17 protein-coding genes are annotated in these 17477 nt (G+C 63.8%); 8 read left to right on the top strand and 9 right to left on the bottom strand.

What is annotated here, in order from left to right; all coding sequences use genetic code 11:
• Positions 1–37: 37 nt before the first annotated feature.
• A complete protein-coding gene (locus tag VEC01_RS12895; RefSeq protein WP_324901292.1) occupies positions 38–274 on the bottom strand; it encodes a hypothetical protein in 237 nt (78 codons plus the stop codon).
• Between the two features lie 57 nt (positions 275–331).
• Between VEC01_RS12895 and phaC the strand changes: the two genes are divergently transcribed.
• From phaC to VEC01_RS12870, 5 genes are all read left to right on the top strand, one after another.
• Entirely contained in the window at positions 332–2053 is a 1722-nt protein-coding gene (gene phaC, locus VEC01_RS12890) for a class I poly(R)-hydroxyalkanoic acid synthase (protein ID WP_324901291.1), read from the top strand.
• A 192-nt stretch (positions 2054–2245) separates the two neighbouring features.
• Entirely contained in the window at positions 2246–2803 is a 558-nt protein-coding gene (gene phaR / locus VEC01_RS12885) for a polyhydroxyalkanoate synthesis repressor PhaR (protein ID WP_324901290.1), read from the top strand.
• Between the two features lie 105 nt (positions 2804–2908).
• Positions 2909–4267 carry a 30S ribosomal protein S12 methylthiotransferase RimO gene (gene rimO, locus VEC01_RS12880; protein ID WP_324901289.1) on the top strand — a complete coding sequence of 453 codons (1359 nt, stop codon included), beginning with the start codon at positions 2909–2911 and terminating at the stop codon, positions 4265–4267.
• Positions 4268–4663, top strand: a complete 396-nt coding sequence (locus VEC01_RS12875) for a hypothetical protein (RefSeq protein ID WP_324901288.1) — start codon at positions 4268–4270, stop codon at positions 4661–4663. It begins immediately after the preceding gene.
• A 15-nt stretch (positions 4664–4678) separates the two neighbouring features.
• The gene (locus tag VEC01_RS12870) at positions 4679–5863 is read left to right on the top strand and encodes a cystathionine beta-lyase (protein WP_324901287.1); all 1185 of its coding nucleotides are present in this window, start codon (positions 4679–4681) and stop codon (positions 5861–5863) included.
• A 219-nt stretch (positions 5864–6082) separates the two neighbouring features.
• On the opposite strand, the gene VEC01_RS12865 is transcribed toward VEC01_RS12870, so the two are convergent.
• Genes VEC01_RS12865 through mfd form a run of 3 tightly spaced genes read right to left on the bottom strand, consistent with a single transcriptional unit; the run spans position 6083 to position 10788 of the window.
• Positions 6083–6445, bottom strand: a complete 363-nt coding sequence (locus tag VEC01_RS12865) for a hypothetical protein (RefSeq protein ID WP_324901286.1) — start codon at positions 6443–6445, stop codon at positions 6083–6085.
• A gap of 17 nt (positions 6446–6462) precedes the next feature.
• Positions 6463–7305, bottom strand: a complete 843-nt coding sequence (gene serB, locus VEC01_RS12860) for a phosphoserine phosphatase SerB (RefSeq protein WP_324901285.1) — start codon at positions 7303–7305, stop codon at positions 6463–6465.
• 36 nt (positions 7306–7341) lie between these two features.
• Positions 7342–10788, bottom strand: a complete 3447-nt coding sequence (mfd, locus tag VEC01_RS12855; protein WP_324901284.1) for a transcription-repair coupling factor — start codon at positions 10786–10788, stop codon at positions 7342–7344.
• 176 nt (positions 10789–10964) lie between these two features.
• Between mfd and ispD the strand changes: the two genes are divergently transcribed.
• Together ispD and ispF are read left to right on the top strand one after the other, a co-directional pair.
• The gene (gene ispD / locus VEC01_RS12850) at positions 10965–11663 is read left to right on the top strand and encodes a 2-C-methyl-D-erythritol 4-phosphate cytidylyltransferase (RefSeq protein WP_324901283.1); all 699 of its coding nucleotides are present in this window, start codon (positions 10965–10967) and stop codon (positions 11661–11663) included.
• Positions 11660–12148, top strand: a complete 489-nt coding sequence (ispF, locus tag VEC01_RS12845; protein ID WP_324901282.1) for a 2-C-methyl-D-erythritol 2,4-cyclodiphosphate synthase — start codon at positions 11660–11662, stop codon at positions 12146–12148. Before ispD ends, ispF begins: the two co-directional genes overlap by 4 nt.
• 1 nt (position 12149) lies before the next feature.
• On the opposite strand, the gene VEC01_RS12840 is transcribed toward ispF, so the two are convergent.
• From VEC01_RS12840 to ompR, 4 genes are all read right to left on the bottom strand, one after another.
• Positions 12150–12350 carry a hypothetical protein gene (locus tag VEC01_RS12840; RefSeq protein WP_324901281.1) on the bottom strand — a complete coding sequence of 67 codons (201 nt, stop codon included), beginning with the start codon at positions 12348–12350 and terminating at the stop codon, positions 12150–12152.
• Between the two features lie 122 nt (positions 12351–12472).
• A complete protein-coding gene (locus VEC01_RS12835) occupies positions 12473–13630 on the bottom strand; it encodes an iron-containing alcohol dehydrogenase (protein ID WP_324901280.1) in 1158 nt (385 codons plus the stop codon).
• Between the two features lie 181 nt (positions 13631–13811).
• Positions 13812–15164, bottom strand: coding sequence for a sensor histidine kinase (locus VEC01_RS12830; protein ID WP_324901316.1), 1353 nt, complete (start codon positions 15162–15164; stop codon positions 13812–13814).
• Between the two features lie 16 nt (positions 15165–15180).
• Positions 15181–15945: a two-component system response regulator OmpR gene (ompR, locus tag VEC01_RS12825; protein WP_324901279.1), complete on the bottom strand. Its 765-nt coding sequence runs from the start codon at positions 15943–15945 to the stop codon at positions 15181–15183.
• A 204-nt stretch (positions 15946–16149) separates the two neighbouring features.
• Here ompR and VEC01_RS12820 point away from each other — a divergent pair, with 204 nt between their 5' ends.
• Positions 16150–16518 carry a hypothetical protein gene (locus VEC01_RS12820; RefSeq protein WP_324901278.1) on the top strand — a complete coding sequence of 123 codons (369 nt, stop codon included), beginning with the start codon at positions 16150–16152 and terminating at the stop codon, positions 16516–16518.
• Positions 16519–16621: 103 nt separating this feature from the next.
• Here VEC01_RS12820 and VEC01_RS12815 read toward each other — a convergent pair whose 3' ends face one another.
• Positions 16622–17464, bottom strand: a complete 843-nt coding sequence (locus VEC01_RS12815; RefSeq protein WP_324901277.1) for a Rossmann-like and DUF2520 domain-containing protein — start codon at positions 17462–17464, stop codon at positions 16622–16624.
• Between the last annotated feature and the right edge of the window lie 13 nt (positions 17465–17477).

The raw sequence follows: 17477 nt of genomic DNA, 5'->3' as shown, positions 1-17477 counted from the left end.
TTGTGCCAATGGGCGATGATTCACATCAACATCGCCACTACTTCGTTTCCCCATCCTTCCCCGATGCCGCCGCCACCCGTGCCGCTTCCTCAAGCCGCAGTTTTTCCGCCTGCTGCCGCTCCCGTTTGCGTTTGGGCGTACCCATCAAGTATAAAATGATCGCCAGGGGCAACAAGCCATACAGCAGGAAGGTCATGACCGCGGCGACGACGGATTCCTCGGTGATCGACATCATGAAGACGACGTAAATCCAGGCGATGGCGACGATATACATAAGAAATTCCGTAGTCCGATTCAACCCGTAACCTTACGCGAAAACAGAGAACCCAGCATGAATATGTTCCAGCCTCAGTCCGGCGCACCCGCCGCATGGATGAACCAGTTCATCGATCCCAACGCATGGCAGGCATGGCTCGTCAACAAGCCGCCGATCGATACCAAGCCGCTCACCAACACCGTGAAGGAATTCGGCGCGACCATCGATCCGGGCGTGGTGGCGCAGCTGCAGAACGACTACATGCAGCAGCTCTCCAACTTGTGGCAGGAAATGCTCGGTTCGAAGGCGCCGAACGTGGCGGACAAGCGGTTCTCTGCGCCCGAGTGGCAGTCCAATCCCTTGCATGCGTTCAACGCCGCGGCCTACTTGCTCAATGCGCGCTTCCTCATGTCGATGGCCGACGCGGTCGAGGCAACGCCGCGCGCCAAGCAGAAGATCCGCTTCGCCGTGCAGCAGATGGTGGATGCGATGTCCCCGGCCAACTTCCTGGTCTCCAACCCCGAAGCGCTTCAGAAGATTATCGACACCAAGGGCGAGAGCCTGACCCGCGGTATTACCCACATGCTGGAAGACATGCAGAAGGGCCACATCTCCCAAACGGACGAGTCGGCATTCGAGGTCGGCCGCAACGTCGCGACATCGGAAGGCGCGGTGGTATTCGAGAATGAGCTGTTCCAGCTGATCCAGTACAAGCCGCTCACCGCCAAGGTCTACCAGCGCCCGCTGCTGCTGGTGCCACCCTGCATCAACAAGTACTACATCCTCGACCTGCAGCCGGAGAACTCGCTGGTGCGCTATGCCGTCGAGCAGGGGCACACGGTGTTCCTCGTGTCCTGGTGCAATCCGGACGAGGCGCTCGGCCATATGGGCTGGGATGATTACATCCTCAACGGCGCGGTCAAGGCGATCAACGTAGTGCAGGAAATCTCGGGGCAGGACCAGATCAATGCGCTCGGCTTCTGTGTCGGCGGCACCATCATCGCGACGGCTCTCGCCTACATGTACGGCAAGGGCGAAACGCCGGTGGCGAGCCTCACGCTCCTGACCACGCTGCTCGACTTTTCCGATACCGGCGTGATCGATGTCTTCATCGACGAAGCGCAGGTCGCCATGCGTGAGCAATCCATCGGCAAGAGCGGCTTGATGCCGGGCCGCGATTTCGCGTCCGCATTCTCCAGTCTGCGCCCGAATGACCTCGTCTGGAACTATGTGAAAGCCAACTATCTGAAGGGCGAGGACCCGCCGCCCTTCGACCTGCTGTACTGGAACGCCGACAGCACCAACCTCCCGGGCCCCATGTTCTGCTACTACCTGCGCAACATGTACCTGGAAAACAATCTCAAGCTGCCCGGGAAGCTGAAGGTGGCGGGCCAGAAGATCGACCTGTCCAAGGTGGATGCGCCCGTGTTCATCTACGGCTCGCGCGAAGACCATATCGTGCCGTGGGGGGCTGCTTATGAATCGATGTCCCTGCTCAATCCGAAGAAGCGCAGCCGCAACCGCTTCGTACTCGGGGCATCCGGGCATATCGCCGGTGTGATCAACCCGCCTGCGAAGAAAAAGCGCAGCTACTGGACCAACGACAAGGCCACCGGCGGGGCAAAGGAATGGCTGGCGGGTGCGAAGGAAGAGCCCGGCAGCTGGTGGCCGGAGTGGGCCGCCTTCCTCTCGGCCAATGCCGGCAAGCAGGTTGCCGCGCCGCGCAAGTATGGCAATGCCAAGTACAAGGAAATCGAGCCGGCGCCGGGGCGGTATGTGAAGGTGAAGGCGGAATAAATGCGACGGAAACCGGCAGGCCAAGCCCTGCCGGTAATTGTTTGCGGCGCGAAACTCCTATAAAAGGCCTTGTAAAAATTGCGTAAATCTTTGTTTTCTCGCACTATAATAAGTGCAGGGGGAGGCGAACGCATGTTCGCTTTTTTTACGAAACGGCATCAATGCGTTGCGACGCAATAACTGGAAAATTCGATGAATAGTGCAAAAAAGATTTCAGAGCGCTTGATCAAGAAGTATCCGAACCGCCGCCTTTACGATACGCAGACGAGCTCTTACATCACGTTGTCGGACGTCAAGCAATTGGTCCTCGATAACGAAGAGTTCACTGTCGTCGACGCAAAGTCCGATGAAGACCTGACGCGCAGCATCCTGTTGCAGATCATCCTTGAAGAAGAAGCGAATGGCACGCCGATGTTCTCCAGCAGCGCGCTTTCGCAGATCATCCGCTACTATGGCCATGCAATGCAGGGCATGATGGGCTCGTACCTGGAAAAGAACATTCAGGCGTTCATCGATATCCAGAACAAGCTGGCCGAAAGCTCGAAGGGCTTCTATGAGGGCAAGCCGTTCAGCCAGGAGATGTGGACGCAGTTCATGAATGTCCAGGGTCCCATGATGCAGGGCATGATGAGCAACTACATCGAGCAGAGCAAGAACCTGTTCATGCAGATGCAGGAGCAGATGCAGAACCAGACCAAGAACATGTTCGGCACCTTTCCGTTCCCCGGTAACGACAAGAACAAGAAATAAGGCGGTGCCATAACGTCAACCCCGTGTCGCACCCGTGTCCCGGCATGCCGGGAGGCAGGCCAAGGAGAGGTACAATAGCGGATTCGCTCTTGTACCTCTTTTTTTATGTCCCAGGATTCCCAAAGCCCCAAAGTTGGTTTCGTTTCGCTCGGCTGCCCCAAGGCCCTTGTCGACTCGGAACAGATCATCACCCAGCTGCGCGCCGAAGGTTACGAGACCGCCAAGTCGTATGACGGCGCCGATCTCGTGATCGTCAATACCTGCGGCTTCATCGACGCCGCCGTGCAGGAATCGCTGGATGCGATCGGCGAGGCGTTGCAGGAAAACGGCAAGGTGATCGTCACCGGCTGCCTCGGCGCGAAGAAGGATGCCGCCGGCAACGACCTCATCCACAACGTGCACCCGAAAGTGCTCGCGGTGACCGGCCCCCATGCGGTCGGCGAGGTGATGGCCGCGGTGCACACGCACCTGCCCAAGCCGCACGACCCGTTCACCGACCTGGTGCCGCCGCAGGGCGTCAAGCTCACGCCGAAGCACTATGCCTACCTGAAGATTTCCGAGGGCTGCAACCATCGCTGCAGCTTCTGCATCATCCCGTCCATGCGCGGCGACCTGGTGTCGCGCCCGATCGCCGACGTGATGCTGGAGGCGGAAAACCTGTTCAAGGCCGGGGTGAAGGAATTGCTCGTCATTTCGCAGGACACCAGCGCCTACGGCGTCGACGTCAAGTTCCGCACCGGCTTCTGGAACGGCAAGCCGGTCAAGACCCACATGACGCAACTCGTGACCGCGCTCGGCGAAGTCGCGGCGCAGTACGGCGCCTGGGTGCGCCTGCACTACGTCTATCCTTACCCGCATGTGGACGAGATCATTCCGCTGATGGCGCAGGGCCGGGTGCTGCCGTACCTCGACGTGCCGCTGCAGCACGCGCATCCGGACGTGCTCAAGCGCATGAAGCGCCCGGCCAACGGCGAAAAGAACATCGAACGCATCCAGGCGTGGCGCAAGATGTGCCCGGACATCACCGTCCGCTCGTCCTTCATCGCCGGCTTCCCCGGCGAGACGGAACAGGAGTTCCAGTACCTGCTCGACTTCCTGAAGGAAGCCGAGATCGACCGCCTCGGCTGCTTCTCCTATTCGCCGGTGGAGGGCGCCAGCGCCAATGAATTGCCCGATCCGGTGCCGGAAGAGCTGCGCGAAGAACGCCGCGCGCGGGTGATGGCGCTGCAGGAGGAAATCTCGAAGAAGCGCCTGCAGGCCAAGGTCGGCAAGACGATCCGCGTGCTGCTCGACGAAGTGTCGACCAGCGGCGGCGTCGGCCGGTCCGCCGCGGATGCGCCGGAGATCGACGGCGTGGTCTATGTGAAGCCGCCGTACGAACCGCACCGCAAGCTGAAGGTTGGCGAATTCGTCGACGTGAAGGTTACGGCCGCCGACGCGCACGACCTGTGGGCGGAAGCATAAATGGTGCGCGCGGCCGGTTGGATCCTGGCGTGCGCGTGCGCGCTGTTTTCCGCGCCGGGCATCGCTGCCTCGCCTTTTGATGCGCCGGCGGTATTGCGCGGCACGCTGGGCAGCGAGCAGGTGCAGTTGAACCTGCGCCCGAAGACGGATGCCGAGGAAGGCTTCGAGGGCGAGTATTTCGTGTTCGGGCAGTCGAACAAGATCCTGGTGGCCGGCGAGGTCGAGGGCGACGACGTGTTCTTCGAAGAATCCGAGAACGGCAGCGACGTGTCCGGCCAGTGGACCGGCAGGCTGGCGGGCGACAAGCTCAGCGGCGAGTGGCAGTCGGCCGACGGCAAGGCCAGCAAACCCTTCCAGCTCCGTTTCCTGGAGCAGGCCGGCAAGCACCGGCAGTAATGTTGCGGAGACAGCGTGACTGATCGCAAGGCATTCCAAACTTCCCTGATCCATTCCGACTACACGCCCCCGGAGGGCTTCGGCGCATTCCCGGTGCCGGTGCACCGTGCGTCCACGGTGCTGTTCAAGGACGTCGCCGCGCTGCGCTCGCGCGACTGGCGCGACAAGCAGGCGTACACCTACGGCCTGCATGGGACGCCGACCAGCTTCACGCTCGAGGCGCGGCTGGCCGAGATCGAGGGCGGCACCGACTGCCTGCTCGCGCCGAGCGGGCTGGCGGCGATCGCGATGGTCAACTTCGGGCTGCTGAAGACCGGCGATGACTTGCTGATTCCGGAAAACGTGTACAACCCGAACCGGGAACTCGGACACTGGCTGGCGCAGGACTTCGGCGTGACCACGCGCTTCTATGACCCGCTGGTCGGCGAAGGCATCGCGGAACTGATCCGGCCGAACACGAAGCTGGTGTGGACCGAGACGCCCGGCTCGGTGTCGATGGAAGTGCCGGACATTCCGGCGATCTGCAAGGCAGTGCGCGCACGGCGCGTGGCCGGGCAGGATATTCTCGTCGCGCTGGACAACACCTGGTCCGCCGGCATCGCGTTCCGTGCATTCGAGCACGGCGTCGATATCGTGATGCAGGCGCTGACCAAATACCAGTCGGGCGGATCGGACGTGCTGATGGGCGCGGTGATCACGCGCGACAAGGCGCTGATCCAGAGGCTCGGCATGGCGCATATGCGCCTCGGGTTCGGCGTGAGCATGGACGATGCCTACCTCGTGCTGCGCGGCCTGCCGTCGATGAAGCTGCGCTTCGACGCCCATGATGCCGGCGCGCGCAAGGTTGCGGCATGGCTCAAGTCGCGGCCGGAGATCGCGCGGGTGCTGCATCCGGCATTCGAGGATTGCCCGGGACACGCGACCTGGAAACGCGACTTTACCGGGGCCGGCGGCCTGTTTTCCGTGGTGTTCGACGAGCGCTATGCGGAGGCCCAGACCGACCGCTTCGTCGACAGCCTGAAGCTGTTCAAGATCGGCTTCAGCTGGGGCGGCGCATACAGCCTGTGCGTGCCTTACCGGATCCAGGGCATGCGCCGCAACTGGCAGGGGAAGGGGCAGCTGGTGCGCTTCAACATCGGGCTGGAAGATCCGGCGGACCTGATTGCGGACATCGAGCAGGCATTCAGCGTGCTCGGGTAATCAGTCGCATTTCGATTTTCGACTTATGGCTGCAGGCCGGCGCCTTCATGGCGCTTTCCTTTCGCCGTCATTCCCGCGCAGGCGGGAATCCAGAGTGAGATCGAACAGTAGATTCAGCATGGATTCCCGCCTCCGCGGGAATGACGGGGCCGGAATGGGCGAGTCAAGCAGAAGCGCCCGCGTGCAAGCGCAAGGAGAAAACCGCGACTCGCCGAACGGCTACTCCGGCATCGCCTTGTTGTCGGACAAGTCGAGCAGCCCCTTGACCAGACGGTAGGCTTTCCAGACCCAGGCGCCCATCCAGATCAGCCAGGCCAGCGGGATGCCGATCACGGTCATGAAAAGGATGCCGCCAATCACCATCCAGAAGAAATACCACCAGAAGGAGCGGATCTGCCAGCGGTGGTGGCTGTAGACGAAGGTGCCGATGGTGTCGTCGCGCTTGACGTAATTGATGATCAGCGGCAGCCAGGAAAACATGCCCAGCGAAAACAGGAAGCTCGCGCCGTGGAAAATGTAGAGCCACCAGGCGAGGTTCTTGGATGACTGCAGTTTCTGGTCGAAAACGAGTTCCTGGGCCATTCCGCCTCCCTAGTTTGTCAGGACAGTATCGGTAAGATGCCGTCCAGCCCGACAAAATTCAATGCCACATGTGCCTGTTGCCGCACGACAGGTTTGGCGCGGAACGCGACCGACAGCCCGGAGATGCCCATCATCTTCAGGTCGTTCGCGCCGTCGCCCATCACGATCGCCTGGCGCGGCGAAATCCCGAGTTCCGCACATACCCGTTCCACAGTCGCCTTTTTCTCCTCGGCATCGACGACCACGCCGGAAACACGCCCGGTCAGCTTGCCGTCCACGATTTCCAGAACGTTGGAGTGGGTGTAGTCGAGCCCGAGGCGGGTCTTCATGCGGTCGGTGAAATAGGTGAAACCGCCGGAGACCAGCAGGGTCTTCAGGCCGGCTGCCTTCACCGTTGCCAGCATCCGCTCGGCGCCGGTAGACAGCTTCAGGCGCTCGTCATAGACGCGCTGCAGCGCCGCCGCATCCAGCCCCTTGAGGAGGGCGACGCGCCGGGCCAGGCTTTCGCGGAATTCGATTTCGCCGCGCATCGCAGCTTCGGTGATTTCCGCGACCTGCGGTTTCAAGCCCTGCATGTCGGCGATTTCGTCGATGCATTCGATGGTGATCAGCGTCGAGTCCATGTCCATTGCGACCAGCCTGAAATCGGCCAGCCTGCGTTCGCCGTCGGCGAAGGCGTAGTCCAGCTGCGCGGCAAGGCATTCGGCGTCGATCCGCGCGCGCAGCGCGTCGTCGGCCTGCACGCCTTCGCAACGGAACGCATTCGGCGAAAGGGGGACGACGCGCTGCGCTTGCGCCAGCGCGGCGATGCGGTCGATGTCGGAGCGGTTGGCCGAAAGGCCTTGCAGGATCAGGTTCATGTCGTGCTGCGGGTGCAGTGCAGGATGGAAAAAAGGTTAGGGAACGAGCGAGCGGATGGTCGACTTCACTTGCGCAACCCGCGCCGCCAGGTCAGGCATGCTCGCGGTGATGCGCAGCTTGTCCTGCCCATGCAGCTTGATATGCCGGTTTTTCTGGATCAGCTCGATGATGCGCATCGCGTCGATCGGCGGATTGGGCTGGAAATGCAGCACCGCCGATTCCGCATGGGCATCGATTTTAACAATCCCGACCGGGATTGCGGCGATCCGCAGGCGGTGCGTTTCGATCAATGCCCTGGCCGCGTCCGGCATCTTGCCGAAGCGGTCGATCAGTTCTTCCTGCAGGTCGTCGATCGCCGCCTGGGCGTTGCAGTTGGCCAGCCGCTTGTACAGCGACAGCCGCTCGTGCACGTCGCCGCAGTAATCCTGGGGCAGCAGGGCGGGGACATGCAGGTTGATCTCGGTGGTGGTCGACAGCGGCGCGGCGAGGTCCGGCTCCTTGCCGTTCTTGAGCGAGCGCACCGCTTCGTTGAGCATGTCGGAATACAGCTGGAAGCCGATTTCCTGCATCTCGCCGGACTGGTTCTCGCCCAGCACTTCGCCGGCGCCGCGGATTTCCAGGTCGTGCATCGCGAGGTAGAAGCCGCTGCCCAGTTCCTCCATCTGCTGGATCGCTTCCAGCCGGCGCTGCGCCTGCTTGGACAGGCCGTGCACGTCGTTTACCAGCAGATAGGCATAGGCCTGGTGGTGCGAGCGGCCGACGCGGCCGCGCAACTGGTGCAGCTGCGCCAGCCCGAACTTGTCGGCGCGGTGCATGATGATGGTGTTCGCCGTCGGCACGTCGATGCCGGTTTCGATGATGGTCGTGCACAGCAGGATGTTGTAGCGCTGCGCAACGAAGTCGCGCATCACCTTTTCCAGCTCGCGCTCGTGCATCTGGCCGTGCGCGACCGCAATGCGCGCCTCCGGCAGCAACTCTTCCAGCATCGCCTTGCGGTTTTCGATGGTTTCGACCTCGTTGTGCAGGAAATACACCTGGCCGCCGCGCTTGAGTTCGCGCAGGCAGGCTTCGCGGATCACGCCGGCTTCCTCGCTGCGCACGAAGGTCTTGATCGCGAGGCGTTTCTGCGGCGCGGTCGCGATCACCGAGAAATCGCGCAAGCCTTCCAGCGCCATGCCGAGGGTGCGCGGGATCGGCGTCGCGGTCAGCGTCAGCACGTCGACCTCGGCGCGCAGGGCCTTCAGCGCTTCCTTCTGGCGTACGCCGAAGCGGTGCTCCTCGTCGATGATGACCAGCCCGAGCCGGGCGAACTTGACCTCGTTCGACAGCAGCTTGTGGGTGCCGATCACGATGTCGATCGTGCCTTCGGCCAGGCCCTTGATCGCCTGCGTGACTTCCTTTCCGGTGCGGAATCGAGACAGCTCGGCGATCCTTACCGGCCAGTCGGCGAAGCGGTCGGCGAAGGTCTGCGCATGCTGTTCGGCCAGCAGCGTGGTCGGCGCCAGGATCGCGACCTGCTTGCCGCCCATCACCGCGACGAAGGCGGCGCGCAGCGCGACTTCCGTCTTGCCGAAGCCGACGTCGCCGCAAATGAGGCGGTCCATCGGTTTGCCGCCGGTCATGTCGCGGATCACCGCGTTGATCGCCGCACTCTGGTCCGGCGTCTCCTCGAAGCCGAAGCTCTCGGCGAAGGTCTCATAGTCGCGCGCCGAATATTCGAACGCATGGCCCTGGCGGGCGGCGCGGCGCGCATACAGGTTGAGCAGCTCGGCGGCGGTGTCGCGGATCTGCTGTGCCGCCTTTTTCTTGGCCTTTTCCCACTGGCCGGAACCAAGCGTGTGCAGCGGCGCGTCTTCCGGCGACGCACCCGAGTAGCGCGAGATCACATGTAGCTGCGACACCGGCACGTAGAGCTTGGTCTCCTTCGCGTATTCCAGGTGCAGAAACTCGGTTTCGCCTTCGCCCAGGTCCATGCTGACCAGGCCCATGTAGCGGCCGATGCCGTGGTTCACATGCACCACCGGGTCGCCGACCTTCAGTTCCGACAGGTCGCGCACCATGTATTCGACCTGGGTCGCGGCTTCCTGCTTGCGGCGGCCGGCACGGCGGCCGGTGCCGGCGTACAGCTCGGTTTCGGTGATGAAGGCGAGGTCGCCGAGGTCGGACGACAGTTCAAAGCCGGCGTGCAGCGGCGCTACGCCGAGCATCAGCTTCGCCGACGACGTGGCGAAATCGGCGAAGCCGTCGCAGGAGGCCGGCGCCAGGTCGTATTCATTGAAGTACTGCTGCAGCGTTTCGCGCCGGCCGTTGGATTCCGCGCAGATCATCACCCGCTTTCCGGTCTGCAGCAGGTAGGCGCGCAGGTTGGTCAGCGGGTCGTCGGTGCGGCGGTTGACCGCGATGTTCGGCACCGGCGCCGAGATCTCGGACGCGGCGTCGTCCGGCTGGATTACCCAGCGGCCGTGCGGCTTGGCCAGCGTGAAGAAATCCTCGTCGGTCAGGAACAGCCGTTCCGGCGGCAGCAGCGGCCGTTCGCGGTCGGCTTTCAGAAACTTGTAGCGTGACTGGGTATCGCTCCAGAAGCGCCGGATCGCGCCGTCGATGTCGCCGACCAGCGCGAACGCCGCGTCTTGCGGCAGGTACTGGAACAGCGTCGCGGTCTCTTCGAAGAACAGCGGCAGGTAGTACTCGATGCCGGCCGAAGCGATGCCGTTGCCGATGTCCTTGTAGATCACGGATTTCGACGGATCGCCTTCGAATTCCTCACGCCAGCGGCCGCGGAACGCGGTGCGCGCCGCTTCATCCATCGGGAATTCCCGGCCCGGCAGCAGGCGCACCTCGCGCACCGGATACAGCGAACGCTGGGTATCGGCGTCGAAGGTGCGGATCGACTCGATGGTGTCGCCGAACAGGTCGAGCCGGTAAGGCAGGGCCGAGCCCATCGGGAACAGGTCGATCAGGCCGCCGCGCACCGAGTATTCGCCGGGAGACATGACCTGGCCGACGTGCGCATAGCCGGCCAGCGTGAGCTGGGTTTTCAGCTTTGCCTCGTCCAGCGTCTCGCCCTGCTTGAAAAAGAAGGTGTAGGCGGCCAGGAAGGACGGCGGCGCCATGCGCAGCAGCGCCGTGGTTGCGGGCACGATCAGCACGTCGCACTGGCCACTGCCCACTTCATGCAGCGTCGCCAGGCGTTCCGAGACGAGGTCCTGGTGCGGCGAGAACGCGTCGTAGGGCAGGGTTTCCCAGTCCGGCAACAGGTGGCAGCGCAGGGCGCCGTTGTCGTTGCCGCCGAACCAGGGAATTTCCTGCAGCAGGCGCTGCGCGTCGGTCGCGCCGGCAACGACGACCGCCAGCATGCGATGCTGCGATTTCAGTTCGAGCGCGGCCTGCGCCAGCACGTAGGCGTCCGCCGAACCGTGCACAGCGGGGAGGGCGAAACGGTTACCGGGCTTGGGAAGGGACTTTTTTAGATCGAAAGGCATCAACTTGCGACATGCGGCATGTCATTGGCCGGAGGCGACTCTGCGCGGCGGCATGTCACGGACTCCGGCTGTGAGAAAATATAGCGAGATTATAAACTAAGCGCTGCCGCGCCCGTCTCGCCTCGACCGTTCGTCGCCGCGCGGTCCGCTATCGCGGCAGCAGCCCTTCCGATACGATGATTTCACCCCGACACTTCGCCCTGATTCCCGCCGCCGGCGTCGGCGCGCGCATGGGGGCGCAATGCCCGAAGCAATACCTGCCGCTGGCCGGCAAGCCGATGCTGCTGCATGTGCTCGATACCTTCGCTGCCAGCTCCGCCATTGCCCATGTCTACGTCGTCGTGAGCGCCGATGACGGTTATATCGACGACGCGCTTGCCGCCGCCCCGCAGCTTGCCGGGCGGGTGACGGTGCTGCGCGAGGGCGGGCCGACCCGCCATCGCTCGGTGCTGAACGGCCTGCAGGCGATCCGCGCGCAGGCGGCGGACGATGACTGGGTCCTGGTGCACGACGCGGCACGGCCGGGCCTGACGCCGGACCTGGTCGCGCGCCTGATGGCGGCGGTGCGCGACGACCCGGTCGGCGGCCTGCTTGCGCTGCCCGTGGTCGACACGCTCAAGCGCAGCGATGCGGAGGGCCGGGCCGAAGCCACGGTGCCGAGGGAAAGGCTGTGGGCCGCCCAGACGCCGCAGATGTTCCGCTACGCATTGCTGCGGCGCGCGCTGGAACAGGCTGTCGAGGTGACCGATGAAGCCAGCGCGGTGGAAGCGCTCGGCATGCGGCCGAAGCTGGTGGAAGGCGGGCCGCGCAATTTCAAGATCACGCTGGCGCACGACGTCGCGCTGGCAGAACTGTACCTGAAAGGACAAGCATGAGCGTTCCTCCATTCCGCGTCGGGCAAGGCTACGACTGTCATGCGCTGGTCCCGGGCCGCGCGCTGATCGTGGGCGGCGTGAACATTGCGCACCATGCCGGCCTGCTCGGCCATTCCGACGCCGACGTGCTGCTGCACGCGGTTACCGACGCTATCCTCGGCGCGGCCGGCCTGGGCGACATCGGGCGTCATTTTCCCGACACCGATGCGAAGTTCGCCGGCGCCGATTCGCGCGCGCTGCTGCAGGAAGCCGGCAAGCGCGTCGCCGCCGCCGGCTACCTGGTCGGCAATATCGATGCGACCATCATCGCGCAGGCGCCGAAAATGGCGCCGCACATCGCGCAGATGGCCGCAAACATCGCGGCCGAACTCGATCTCGAAGCCGGCCAGGTGAACGTGAAAGCCAAGACCAACGAGCGTCTCGGTTTCCTCGGGCGCGAGGAAGGCATTGCCGCCGAAGCGGTGGCACTGGTCTACAGGCGCTGAATCAGCCGCCGCCGATTCCGTGGATGACGCGGCCGGTGCCCTCGCAGTTCGGGCATTCGCTGCCATCCTTGCTGACGCCGTTACCGCCGCACATCTCGCACAAATCTTCGCCGGTACCGGGCGTGCCCGGCATCGCTTCGTCGCCCGGTTTCAGCTGGCCGGGCTCCTTGCCCGGCGCGCCGGTCGATGGTGTGGTGGGCATGTATCCTCCTCGGAAAGTAAAAACGGCATGGAACTGTCCGGTCCCATGCCGTTCATCGCATCCTCTGCCTTGCGGCATGTGGAAGAGTAGAGTGGCCGCGTTGCGAGAAGTTCAAGCAGCGGTCAGATGCTCATCTCCAGCACTTTCCGGCTGACATCGAGGGTGACGTCGCGCTGCTCGCCCAAGGTCACCATGCGGTGGCTCTCCAGATGTTTCAGGATGGCATCGATATTCTGCGTACCCAGCTTGTAGTCAGTCAGCCGGGTCTTGACGCCCATTTGCTCGAAGAAATCCCGGGTTTTCCGGATCGCCTCGTCAATGCGCTGGTCCTCGCTTCCGTCGGTCAGGTTCCATACGCGCGCGGCGTACTGCAGCAGCTTGGCGCGCTTGCCTTCCTTGCGCACGCTGAGCATGCTCGGCAACACGATCGCCAGCGTCTGCGCATGATCGAGGCCGTACAGCGCGGTCAGCTCATGTCCGACCATGTGCGTTGCCCAGTCCTGCGGCACGCCGGCGCCGATCAGGCCGTTGAGCGCGAGCGTCGCGCACCACATGATGTTGGCGCGGGTGTCGTAGTCGTCCGGATTGGCGAGCACCTTCGGGCCTTCCTCGATCAGCGTCAGCAGCAAGCCTTCGGCGAAGCGGTCCTGCACCGGCGAGTTGACCGGATAGGTCAGGTACTGCTCCATCACATGCGCATACGCATCGACCACGCCGTTACCGACCTGGCGCAGCGGCAGGGTATAAGTCTTGGCCGGGTCCAGGATGGAAAACTTCGGGAACACCAGGTTGCTGGAGAACGGGATTTTCGCCTGCAGCGACTTGCGCGTGACGACCGAGCCGTTGTTCATTTCCGAGCCGGTCGCCGGCAGCGTGAGCACCGTGCCGAAGGGCAGCGCCTGCGTGATGTTGCGGCCGCGCTTTTCCAGGATCTCCCACGGGTCGCCCTCGAAATGGGCCGCGGCCGCGACGAACTTGGTGCCGTCGATCACCGAGCCGCCGCCGACGGCGAGCAGGAAATCGAGGTTTTCCCTGCGCACCAGTTCCACCGCCTGCATCAGGGTTTCGTAGCTCGGGTTCGGCTCGATGCCGGAAAATTCCTTCACCGTACGCCCGGCCAGGCCCGACATCACTTCGTCGAACACGCCGTTGGCCTTGATGCTGCCACCGCCATACAGCACCAGCACGCGGGCGTCCGCGGGCACGGCCTTGGCGAGGTCGGCGATACGGCCCTTGCCGAACAGGATGCGGGTCGGGTTGTAGAAATCGAAATTCAGCATGGTTGTCCCTTTGGCATGATGATCGTCACCGCTGGATTGTATGCCAAGCGCAGAAATCGCGTGCGCGCCGTCCCGGCAGCCGACGGCAAGTCGGCCTGAAGCAGGATGGCCGGCTTGAGGCCGGCGTGATCATGAGCAGGGCATGGTTTATGCGCTGGGCTGGTTGCGGCAGCAGGCGGGCTCAGCCCAGCGCGCCGGTCACCGGGATCGCCACGCGCACACGCAGGCCGCCGCCGTTCTTGTTCGACAGCTTCAGCGTGCCCCGGTGACGCTTGACGATGCGGTCGACGATCGCCAGGCCAAGGCCGGCGCCGTTGGCCTGGCTGCGCGCGGTGTCGAGTCGGGTGAACGGGCGCAGCAGGCGTTCCATTTCCTGGTCGGGCACCCCGCTGCCGTTGTCGGAGATTTCGATGACCGCCTGGCTGCCTTCCGACTTGCAGGAAATATCGATCTCCGTAACCCCGCTGTCCGGCGTCTTGCCGTAACGCCGCGCATTTTCGATCAGGTTGCTGACGAGGCGCTTGAGGTCGGTGGCGTGGCCGAACACGTTGACGTCCGGCGCGATGTCGGCGTGTACACGGACATCGCTCAGCCGTCCGGCTTCCCGCGCACAATCCTTGAGCAGCGACGTCAGGTCCACGCTTGCTCCGTGGCCGTTGTCGCTCGGGCGCGCAAATTCGAGGAACTGCCCGATGATCGCGTCCATCTGCGCCAGGTCGGACTGCATGCCGAGCCGTGCGTCGTCCGGCAACTGCGCCATCTCGACTTCCAGCTGCATGCGCGCCAGCGGCGTGCGCAGGTCATGAGAAATGCCGGCAAGGATCACCGCGCGGTCGGTCTCGACGCGGTCCAGGTCGGCCACCATCTGGTTGAAACTGCGGTTGGCGTCGCGGATTTCGGTCGGTCCGCGCTCCGGCAACGGTTCCGGCCACTTACCCTTGGCAATCGCCTGGGTCGCCGCCGCGATACGGGACAGCGGCTGGTTGATCAGCCGGGAAATGAACACGGCGCCGAGCAGCGACAGGATCAGCGCGGTGGTGCCGAAACCGAGCCACTGGATATTCGTCACGCCTTCGATGCGCTCGCGGTCCAGCCGCAGCCAGTATTCATCGTCCTCGATCTTGAAGCTGACCCAGAAGCCGGCGACATCGTTGACCCGGCTGGCGAACTTGGTGTCCTGACCCAGGCGCGCCTTCACGTTCAACTCGAGCACCTGCATCAGCTCGTTGTCCGGCGGCGGCGCGACGATATCGCTTGCCTCCAGAGGATAAATACGGATGCCTTCGTTGCTCGCGAGGTCGAACAGCAGCTCGCGCCGCAGTTCCGGCGCGGAGTGGGTCAGGGCGGCGCGCGTGATGGTGACGATGGAGATGACCTGTGCCGCCATCTGCTGCGCACGCGGCGTACGCTCCACGATGCGAAAGCTCGCAACCCAGGCCAGGATGCTAGCCGTGATCAGGAATGCGAGCAGGAAGAAGGTCCGCCAGAACAGGCCGCTCTTGAGCCAGCCGAGCCGGTTTCCGAGGAGGGGAATCAAGGTCCGTGATGCCTCAGCGCGGTTGGCCTTCAGGAATGAATACATACCCCAGGCCCCACACCGTCTGGATGTAGATCGGGTTGGAGGGATCGGGCTCGATCAGCTTGCGCAGGCGCGAGATCTGCACGTCCAGGCTGCGGTCGAACACTTCGTATTCGCGTCCGCGCGCCAGTTCCATCAGCTTTTCGCGAGACAGCGGCTGGCGCGCATGACGGGCGAACACCTTGAGCACCGAAAACTCGCCGGTGGTGAGCGAAATCGTCTCGCCGCTCTTCTTCAGCGTGCGGGTGCCGAGGTCGAGGATGAAGTCGCCGAACTGGAAGGTCTGCGGCGTTTCCGACGGCGCGCCGGGAATCTCGTCCGGCCCCTTGCGGCGCAGGACAGCATTGATCCGGGCGACCAGCTCGCGCGGGTTGAAGGGCTTGGGCAGGTAGTCGTCCGCGCCCATTTCCAGGCCGACGATGCGGTCCACGTCCTCGCCCTTGGCGGTCAGCATGATGATCGGCGTCTGGTCGCCGGCGCCGCGCAGGCGGCGGCAGATCGACAGGCCGTCTTCGCCGGGCAGCATCAGGTCCAGCACCAGCAGGTCGTAACGCTCGCGAATCCAGAGCTTGTTCATCGCCTGGGCGTTTTCCGCGGTCACCACGTTGAAGCCCTGTTCGGCGAGGTAACGCCGCAGCAGGTCGCGCAGCCTCTGGTCGTCATCGACCACAAGTATTCTTGCCTGGTGACCGCTCGGGGTCTGGCCGGGAGTATGGGACGGGTTTGTCGTATTCATGGCGCTATGGTAACGTCAGATAATCCTTGATCCATGGCTCTGGCGCAAAGCATTACAAAGTGTTACAAACTTTACCTTAAACTGGTTTAGTGTGCCGGGGCCCGGGCATACACTTCGCTATGGGCGCACCGCAGGCGTAGGCAAAGTCTAGCGCATGCGGGCGGCGACAGCAGGATTTCCCGGCAGGGCACGTGGTTTTTGACTATGCGACTTACACGAATCAGCTTTCTTTTCTTCCTTGCGCTCGGCGCGGCAAATGCCTATGCCGAGCCGGGCGGCCTGGTGCGCGACGCGCGCCGGGATGCGATTCGTGCGTACCATATCCAGGCAGTCAACATGGACCGCAACTTGCCGCGCGACCCGGTCCCGGTCCAGCCGCCGCAGGATGCCCGCCGCCCGGGAATCAGCGTCCCGGAAAGTAGCGGCTATGGTTCGTCGGGCGACAGCCAGTCCAACTCCACGCAGCAGGCGGAAAACATGCGCCGCCAGGGCCGCATGACGCCGGAAGAGCGGCGCGCGCTGCGCCGCCAGATCGACGAAGCCGGCCACGATATTTACACACCCAAGCGCTGAACTTGAAAACCGGCCGCGGTCCTGGTATCCGCGGCCGCGCTGTTATCGGCGCATGTGCTCTGCTGGAATGTAATGTGCACGGCGTTCCTGCCGGACTCAAGTATCAGCCCGGGCGTGCAGGTCCTTTCTTCCTGGCGGCGATCGCCGCCGTCAGTTTCCCGAGTTGCTTGTACAGCGCGCCGATGCGCCGGTCCCATGCCGACACCGCACGATACTGCCGCAGCACGGTGGCGGTATCGCCGCGCGCGATCGGGCCGGTCAGCGCATCGGCTGTGCCGAGACGGAACACGTTGTCGACCGCGCCCCTGACCAGCGGTTCCATCAACTGCAGCGCGGCGTCGCGCGGCACGCCGGATTTTTCATATGCTTGCATTGCAACGTCGAGCAGCGTGACCAGGTAGTTCGACGCGAACACCGCCGCCGAGTGGTAGAGGGTCTTGAATTCCGCGTCGATCGGCACCACGCGCGCGCCGATCGCGGCAAAGGCGCTGCTCAGCTGCGCGACCGCTGCCGGCTGGCCTTCGATGCCGCACCAGGTGCCGGCAAAGCCGTCGGCAGACTGGGCGGGCGACGCGAAACTCCTGATTGGATGGACACTTGCGACCGCGGCGCCCGCTTCGGCGGCTGAATGAAGGACGGTGGACGGCAATGCGCCGCTGCAGTGGAAAACGACAGCGCCCGGCACGAGCACGCCAGCCGCGGCGAGCGCGTCGCAGGCACGGCCGATCTGGTCGTCCGGGGTGCCGATCAGCCAAACCGCCGCCGGCCGCATTGCTGCGATACCGGCTGCAGGCCGGCCACTGCCGATGAAGTCGACTGCCGCGCGCGTGCTGCCGGCGCTACGGTTGACGATGTCCTGCACATCGAATACGCCGGCCGCAGCCCACAGCCGCGCCAGCACCTTGCCGACCTTGCCGCAGCCGATGATATTGAGCGTAGGGCGCACGGTAGAATCCTTT

The organism is Noviherbaspirillum sp. (assembly GCF_035627455.1).
Taxonomy (GTDB): Bacteria; Pseudomonadota; Gammaproteobacteria; order Burkholderiales; family Burkholderiaceae_D; genus Noviherbaspirillum.
This window is presented reverse-complemented; position numbering and strand designations above follow the sequence as displayed.

What these genes read in the sequence shown, in the direction of transcription:
- VEC01_RS12820 (WP_324901278.1), top strand. Translation starts at nt 16,150, where the DNA reads ATGCGACTTACACGAATCAGCTTTCTTTTCTTCCTTGCGCTCGGCGCG.
- ispD (WP_324901283.1), top strand. Translation starts at nt 10,965, where the DNA reads ATGATTTCACCCCGACACTTCGCCCTGATTCCCGCCGCCGGCGTCGGC.
- mfd (WP_324901284.1), bottom strand. Translation starts at nt 10,788, where the DNA reads ATGCCTTTCGATCTAAAAAAGTCCCTTCCCAAGCCCGGTAACCGTTTC.
- ispF (WP_324901282.1), top strand. Translation starts at nt 11,660, where the DNA reads ATGAGCGTTCCTCCATTCCGCGTCGGGCAAGGCTACGACTGTCATGCG.
- VEC01_RS12895 (WP_324901292.1), bottom strand. Translation starts at nt 274, where the DNA reads ATGTATATCGTCGCCATCGCCTGGATTTACGTCGTCTTCATGATGTCG.
- VEC01_RS12875 (WP_324901288.1), top strand. Translation starts at nt 4,268, where the DNA reads ATGGTGCGCGCGGCCGGTTGGATCCTGGCGTGCGCGTGCGCGCTGTTT.
- phaC (WP_324901291.1), top strand. Translation starts at nt 332, where the DNA reads ATGAATATGTTCCAGCCTCAGTCCGGCGCACCCGCCGCATGGATGAAC.
- VEC01_RS12835 (WP_324901280.1), bottom strand. Translation starts at nt 13,630, where the DNA reads ATGCTGAATTTCGATTTCTACAACCCGACCCGCATCCTGTTCGGCAAG.
- ompR (WP_324901279.1), bottom strand. Translation starts at nt 15,945, where the DNA reads ATGAATACGACAAACCCGTCCCATACTCCCGGCCAGACCCCGAGCGGT.
- VEC01_RS12840 (WP_324901281.1), bottom strand. Translation starts at nt 12,350, where the DNA reads ATGCCCACCACACCATCGACCGGCGCGCCGGGCAAGGAGCCCGGCCAG.
- phaR (WP_324901290.1), top strand. Translation starts at nt 2,246, where the DNA reads ATGAATAGTGCAAAAAAGATTTCAGAGCGCTTGATCAAGAAGTATCCG.
- VEC01_RS12865 (WP_324901286.1), bottom strand. Translation starts at nt 6,445, where the DNA reads ATGGCCCAGGAACTCGTTTTCGACCAGAAACTGCAGTCATCCAAGAAC.
- serB (WP_324901285.1), bottom strand. Translation starts at nt 7,305, where the DNA reads ATGAACCTGATCCTGCAAGGCCTTTCGGCCAACCGCTCCGACATCGAC.
- rimO (WP_324901289.1), top strand. Translation starts at nt 2,909, where the DNA reads ATGTCCCAGGATTCCCAAAGCCCCAAAGTTGGTTTCGTTTCGCTCGGC.